The following is a 591-nucleotide window of genomic DNA, read 5'->3' on the forward strand; positions in this document are numbered from 1 at the left end:
AATAAAAAACCCCGCCGAAGCGAGGTCTTTGTTAGAACCATGAATCAGAAATTGTTGGATTCTTTTTTATCTTTATATCTCTTTACTTCTTTATCCAGTTCTTCTTTTGACACAAACTCATACCGCACACTTACATACCCTTTTGACATTGCATCCATTAACCGCCCTGGTGAAGGTTCAACGTTTAAGGTGATTGTCATGCCATCTTTCTGATACTTTCGTTGCCATGTGCCGCACGACTCATCTTTTATGCACTCATAGAAATCTGCCCCATCACGGCTTATCTTTTCTTTAATTTCAACTGGGCTACCATATTTTTGCTCAAGCTTCTGAGACATATCACCGTAAACTTTCCTTCCTTGGTTAAAAAAGTACCCATTAGCATCTACAGGAGTTGAGAATGAGACGCTTGTTAACCCGAGTCCCCCCATGAAACCAAGAAAATATCGACCTTCAAAAGATGCAGGTTTTGGTGCGGCGTCAGCACTTATAAAACCGACAAACCCTGTGTTATTGACTTTTGTTCCTGCAAGTTTTTGATCTATTGTCTGTTGGATAGTTTGCCCCCATTTGAATCCAAACGGGGCATCC

The 591-nt window shown here is 40.9% G+C and carries 1 protein-coding gene; it reads right to left on the bottom strand.

The window, feature by feature from the left end; genetic code table 11:
- Window positions 1-44: 44 nt before the first annotated feature.
- A partial coding sequence (locus HMPREF9538_RS32160) for a hypothetical protein (protein WP_009484593.1) occupies window positions 45-591 on the bottom strand: 547 nt, incomplete at its 5' end.

The organism is Klebsiella sp. MS 92-3 (assembly GCF_000195655.1).
Classification (GTDB): Bacteria; Pseudomonadota; Gammaproteobacteria; order Enterobacterales; family Enterobacteriaceae; genus Klebsiella; species Klebsiella pneumoniae.